Below are 6,000 nucleotides of genomic sequence, written 5' to 3'. Positions count from 1 at the left end.
ACTCGACCTGCCCGGCTCGAAGTGGGTGGTGGGCGAAGGCCCCGCGCTGGCCGGTCTGAAGGCGAAGTACCCGAACGCCAACTACCTGGGTGTGCTCAAGCAGCCGGAACTGGCCAAGGTGTACGCCTCGGCTGACGTGTTCGTCTTCCCGAGCCGCACGGATACGTTTGGCCTGGTGTTGCTCGAAGCGCTCGCCAGCGGGTTGCCGGTGGCGGCTTATCCGGTGACGGGCCCGATCGACGTGCTGGGCGATTCGCCGGCCGGTGCGCTGCGCGAAGACCTGCGCGAAGCTTGCCTGGAAGCGCTGCGCATTGATCGCGTCACAGCGCGTGCGCATGCCGAGAAGTTCTCGTGGCGCGCAGCCTCCGAGCAGTTCCTGGCGCACCTGCGCCCGATGCCGGCCGTACAATCCGGCGATGCCAAGACCGCTCAACCCTCGACTGCCACAGGCGCTTAAGCCTTGCGTTCAATGAAGCCGACAACGCCGCCTGAGCGTCCAGCTCCGCCACCCGCGGCGGGCGCCTACTCGCCGGCCGACAACCCGCACAAGGGCAACCGGGGCATCACGCGGGCCTGGTTCGCGCTCAAGAACTCAATCAGCGGCATCCGCTTCGCCATCGACGAGGAAAGCGCATTCCGCCAGGAGTTGACGCTGTGCGCGATCCTGCTGCCGTGCGCGTTCGTCATCCCCGCCACCGTGGTGGAACGCATCCTGATGCTCGGCACGCTGGTGCTGGTGCTGATCGTCGAGTTGCTCAATTCAAGCGTGGAAGCGGCTGTCGATCGCATCTCGCTGGAGCAGCACGGGCTATCCAAACGCGCCAAGGATTTCGGCAGCGCAGCGGTCATGCTGGCCCTGCTGCTCTGCGTGGGGACGTGGGTGGCGATTGCCTGGCCGTGGGTGGCGTCGCTGGTGCACTAGGGGGATAGGGGCTTACCCGCGCACACGCCACGTCAACGTTTGGCAGCATCTAGTCCCGCTTTATGTGGGGAGTCGTTGCTGCAGCACGATCTTTTATAATCCGGGCACACACACGCCACGGAGACAGGGCCACCGGCCTTGGCAGTTCAATGGAAACCAAGCAGCATTCCACCGGCCCACGCCGCACGCGCGATCGCATCCTCGAAGTATCGCTGCGCCTGTTCAATGAGCTGGGCGAACCCAACGTCACCACCACGACGATTGCCGAAGAGCTGGAGATCAGCCCCGGCAACCTGTACTACCACTTCCGCAACAAAGACGACATCATCAACTCGATCTTCGTGCAGTTCGAGCAGGAGATCGCGCGTCGCCTGAAGCTGCCAGATGACCACAAGGCTACGCTGGACGAGACCTGGGGCTATCTGCAGTACATGTCGGAGTTTCTGTGGAACTACCGCTTCCTGTACCGCGATATCAACGATCTGCTGGCACGCAACCGCATGCTGGAGCTGAACTTCAAGCGCATCGTTGAGCAGAAGCGCCATTTTGCGATGGACATCTGCCACCAGTTCATTGAAGACGGCGAAATGGAAGCCACGGCAGAACAAGTCGACGCGATCTGCACCAACATCGTGGTGATCGCCACCTACTGGCTGTCGTTCCAGTTCGTGCAGCACCCGCGCCAGTACAACGACCAGAACGCAATCCGTGACCACCTCCACGGCGCGAGTTACCACATCCTGTCGATCCTCGCGCCTTACCTGCGCGGCAAGCCGCGGCGGGCCTTCGATCTGCTCGCGGTCAGCCGCAGCAACGACCCGCCCGTCGGTACACTAGGCGCCCCCGGCACCACCACCCCTGCAAAATGAAATCGATCTGCGTCTATTGCGGTTCCAGCCCGGGCGAGCGCCCGGAGTACAAGACCGGCGCCATTGCGCTGGGCAACGAGATGGTCAAGCGCGGCCTCACGCTCGTCTACGGCGGCGGCAACGTCGGCCTGATGGGTATCGTGGCGGATGCGGTGCTGCACGGCGGCAACCCCGTGGTGGGCATCATCCCCAAGTCGCTGGTGCGCAAGGAGGTCGGCCATAAGGAACTGACCGAGCTGCACATCGTCGACAGCATGCACCAGCGCAAGCAGATGATGGCCGACCGTGCGGATGCCTTCATCGCCATGCCCGGCGGTGTGGGCACCTACGAAGAATTGTTCGAGACCTTCACGTGGCTGCAGCTCGGCTATCACAACAAGCCGATCGGCCTGCTGAACGTAGCGGGCTTCTATGACAAGCTGCTGGCCTTCATCGACCACGCCGTGCAAGAAGGCTTCCTCAAGCGCCACCACGCTGACCTGCTGCACGTAAGCGACAATCCGGCCGAACTGATCGACATGCTCTCGCGTGCACCGCGCGAGACAGTCGACAAATGGTCGGAACGCCGCGAGCGCACCTAAGCAGCAAGCGGCCTAGAAAGACGACCCGGGCTGGGCCAGAAACTGCAACTCCTCGGGCGTGGACACGCGCCCGAGAACCGCATTGCGATGCGGAAAGCGCCCGAAGCGAACAACAATGTCCCGATGCTTCTCTGCCCAGATGAGCGACGCTGCGTCGCCCTCTTGGTCCCGCAGGCGGGTGTAGAGGCGGATCGATTCGTCCTGCGCAGCCTGCGTCTCGCTGTGTTCGAACGGCAGGTAGCAAAACACGCGGTGATAGCGTGTTGGGAGCTGGGTATCCCAACCGGCGGCCACGACGATCTGCGCGGTGTGCAGTGCCGCCGCGTCGCTGGAGAAGGCACGCGGGCTGTTGCGGAACATGTTGCGAGAGAACTGATCCAGCACCACGATGCGCGCAATCGCGTCCAGCGGCGTGTCCATCCACGTGTCGGCTTCGCCGGTTGACAGCGCTTCCCACAACGGCAGGAAACGCGCACGGATCTCGGCATCGAAGGCGTCGGACTTGGTGAACCACTCAGGCCGATCGGCGGTGAGCGGCGTGGTGCCAAACCAGAACGCGAGCACATCGTCAGCAGTAGGCAAACCGATCATGCGGCTGTCTCCTCAGGTTGTTCTTGTGTTGTGACGTGCGCTTAGCGCGACACCTTACGGTGACACCTCAGCGCGGCACATTGCGCATCCAGTCGGCGGTCTGCCAAAAGGCTTGCATGAGGCGCATCTGCAGCGCTTCGTCCAGGCCAACGTCCTGCATCGCGAGCGCCATGCAGCGCATCCATTGGTCACGCTCCTGCGTGCCGATCTCGAACGGCAAATGGCGCGCACGCAAGCGCGGGTGGCCGAAACGTTCGATGTAGTGGTTCGGGCCGCCGAGCCAGCCGCACAGGAACCAAAACAGCTTGTCGCGCGCACTATCAAGGCTGGGGGGATGTACTCCGCGCAGCACGGCAAACGCCGGCTCGAGGTCCATCAGGTCATAGAAGCGATCAACGAGTTCGCGCACACGCGCCTCGCCACCAATCAGATCGAAGGCCAGGGTTTCCTGGCCGGAAGTTGCTTCAGTCATACAGCGTCAATCACATCAAAAAAACGATCAGGCATCGCGCAGCGTTGCCATGGCTGGGCGTCGCAGCACATCGCGCAAACCCAGCCAGCCACCGACAAAGGCGCACAGCATGCCGCCCACGATGCCCACCGGCAAGATCGCCGGGTTGAATCGGTATGGGAAGTCGAACACATGCGCCGACAACACCCAGCCAATGGCGATGGCACCCACACCCGCCATCAACCCGGCCAGGCCGCCCACGATCAGCACCTCGGCATACTGCGTCTGTCGCACAATGCCGGAACTCGCACCCAGCGCGCGCAACACGCCAGCATCGCGCAAGCGCTCGTCGCGAGAACCGGATAGCGCGGCATACAGCACCAGCACACCCGCCGCCAGCGTGAAGACAAAGAGGAACTCCACCGCCACCGTCACCTGATCCAACACGCCTTGCACCTGTTGCAGGATCAGCTCGGTATCCACCACCGTCAGGTTCGGGAACTCGCGCACCAGCTTGGCCGGCAGATCAGCCTGTCCTGCCGGAATGCGGAACGCCGTCACGTAGGTCTGCGGCATGTCGTGCAGCGCCACGGGCGGCAGGATCACAAAGAAATTCACGCGCATCGAGCTCCAGTCGAGCTTGCGCAATGACGTGATGGGCGCATCCACCGTCTGCCCGGCGACATCGAAACGCAGTACGTCGCCCAGGTGCAGATTCAACGTCTTGGCGATGCCCTCCTCCACCGACGCCTCGGGCTTCTGCCCGCCAAACCACTGGCCGGCGATGATGCGGTTCTCAGGCGGTTGCTCGGTCGCGTAGGACAGATTGAACTCGCGCTCGACCAGGTTACGCGCACGGGATTCCGCATACGTCTCTCGGCCGATGGTCTGACCATTCACCTGCGTCAGGCGACCGCGCACCATCGGGTAAAGCTTGGGATCGGCCACTCCCGCACGGGCCAGCACCTGCGACACCGCCTCCATCTGGTCAGGCTGGATATTGATGATGAAGCGGTTGGGCGCATCGGCCGGCGTGGCGTTGTGCCAAGAGCGGATCAGGTCATTGCGCGTCATGGCAAGCAGCAGCAGTGCCATCAGCCCGACAGCCAGCGCCACGGTTTGCAGCACGCTCACGCCGCGGCGGCGCTCCAGCACAGCCAGCGCAAAACGCCAGCCGACGCCCAGCGCACGACCGCGCCCGAGGGACGCCGCCAACGCGCGCAGCCCGCCGGCCGCCAGCAACGCAAAGACAAGGATGGCGCCAGCAAACCCGCCCGCCGTCAGCACCCCCAGCTTCACATCACGCGCCGACACCACCAGCAACGCGAAGAATGCGGCCGCCCCCAGCGCATAGCCCACCCACGCAGCGATAGCACGCTCATCCACGTCACGTCGCAGTACGCGCAGCGGTGGCACGCGCACCAGGCTTAGCAACGGCGGCACGGCAAAGCCGACCAGCAGCACCAGACCCGCCGCCACCCCCACCGCTGCCGGCCACACAGACGGCGCCGGCAACGAGACCGTCACCAGATCGCCCAGCGAGGCCAGCAGCAGCCAGTGCGCGCCATAGCCCAGCGCCACACCCACCAGCGAACCCAACACGCCGATGCACAGGAACTCCAGCGCAAACGTCCCGAGAATCTGCCCCTGCCGCAGCCCGAGGCACTTGATGATGGCCACCGCATCGGTATGCCGTGCGGTGTAGCGGCGCGCCGCCATGGTGATCGCCACGGCCGCGATCATCGCGGCGAGCAAGGCGACGAGCGAGAGGAAGCGCTCGGCACGATCCAGTGTTTCGCGCATCTGCGGCTGGCCGTTCTGCAAAGACTCGATGCGCACGCCGCGTACTTGGCGTGTCTTCAGTTCCCTTTCGGTCCAGTTGCGGAAGGCGATGGTAGCGGCATCAGGCCCGGCCACCAGCAGACGATACGTGACGCGGCTGCCGTAAGTGACAAGGCCGGTGGAAGCCAGATCGGCCATCGGCAGCATCACGCGTGGAGCAAAGTTCATGAAGCCGGCACCGCGGTCCAGCTCCTGCGTGATGACGTGGGCGATCTGGAAGGTGCGCGTGCCCAGGCGGATGGCATCGCCCACGCGCAAGCCCAGGGCTTCAAGCAATGGCGCGTCAACCCACACCGTGCCCGCAGAAGGAATGGCGCGGATAGGCGCACCAACGGTATCGCGCCCGTCGCCGCTTACCTTGAGCGTGCCACGCAGCGGGTATCCTGCATCCACCGCCTTGATGGCCGCCAGTTGCGATGCTGGCTCGCCGGAAGCACCGTTGGTGAGCGTGCTGGCCATGCTGGGGAAGGTGGCGGTATGCGTCACCTCCAGGCCACTGGCGCGCGCATGCGCCTCGATGTCGGCTGGCAGCGGCTGATCAGACACCACAAGCACATCTGCGCCGATCAATTGACGCGCATCGCGCTCCAGACCAGCGTGCATGCGGTCAGCCAGAAAACTGACAGAGGCCAGCGCGGCCACGGCCAACACCAGCGCAACAAGCAGCAGGTTCAGCTCGCCGGCGCGCCAGTCGCGGCGCAGCATGCGCAGGGCTTGAGTCCAGACGGAAAAACGTGACATGGG

Annotated in this window: 7 protein-coding genes; 4 read left to right on the top strand and 3 right to left on the bottom strand. The window is 64.3% G+C overall.

What is annotated here, in order from left to right:
* From JHD73_RS07070 to JHD73_RS07055, 4 genes are all read left to right on the top strand, one after another.
* A partial coding sequence (locus JHD73_RS07070) for a glycosyltransferase (protein WP_199029173.1) occupies window positions 1–457 on the top strand: 457 nt, incomplete at its 5' end.
* A gap of 12 nt (window positions 458–469) precedes the next feature.
* On the top strand, window positions 470–922 hold the full coding sequence (locus tag JHD73_RS07065; RefSeq protein WP_199029171.1) for a diacylglycerol kinase: 453 nt from the start codon (window positions 470–472) through the stop codon (window positions 920–922).
* 149 nt (window positions 923–1,071) lie between these two features.
* Window positions 1,072–1,791, top strand: a complete 720-nt coding sequence (locus JHD73_RS07060) for a TetR/AcrR family transcriptional regulator (RefSeq protein ID WP_199029169.1) — start codon at window positions 1,072–1,074, stop codon at window positions 1,789–1,791.
* Entirely contained in the window at window positions 1,788–2,372 is a 585-nt protein-coding gene (locus tag JHD73_RS07055) for a TIGR00730 family Rossman fold protein (protein WP_199029167.1), read from the top strand. The genes JHD73_RS07060 and JHD73_RS07055 overlap by 4 nt, the downstream gene beginning before the upstream one ends.
* Before the next feature lie 12 nt (window positions 2,373–2,384).
* Here JHD73_RS07055 and JHD73_RS07050 read toward each other — a convergent pair whose 3' ends face one another.
* The 3 genes from JHD73_RS07050 to JHD73_RS07040 all read right to left on the bottom strand — a co-directional run bounded on the left by JHD73_RS07050 (window position 2,385) and on the right by JHD73_RS07040 (window position 5,997).
* A complete protein-coding gene (locus tag JHD73_RS07050; protein WP_199029165.1) occupies window positions 2,385–2,963 on the bottom strand; it encodes a DUF924 family protein in 579 nt (192 codons plus the stop codon).
* A gap of 67 nt (window positions 2,964–3,030) precedes the next feature.
* A complete protein-coding gene (locus JHD73_RS07045) occupies window positions 3,031–3,435 on the bottom strand; it encodes a group II truncated hemoglobin (protein ID WP_199029162.1) in 405 nt (134 codons plus the stop codon).
* Window positions 3,436–3,462: 27 nt separating this feature from the next.
* On the bottom strand, window positions 3,463–5,997 hold the full coding sequence (locus tag JHD73_RS07040; RefSeq protein ID WP_199029160.1) for an ABC transporter permease: 2,535 nt from the start codon (window positions 5,995–5,997) through the stop codon (window positions 3,463–3,465).
* Window positions 5,998–6,000: the final 3 nt, after the last annotated feature.

Source organism: Ralstonia sp. ASV6, assembly GCF_016429285.1.
Classification (GTDB): domain Bacteria; phylum Pseudomonadota; class Gammaproteobacteria; order Burkholderiales; family Burkholderiaceae; genus Ralstonia; species Ralstonia flaminis.
Note: the sequence above shows the minus strand (reverse complement) of the source record. Positions and strands in the feature narration are given on the sequence as shown.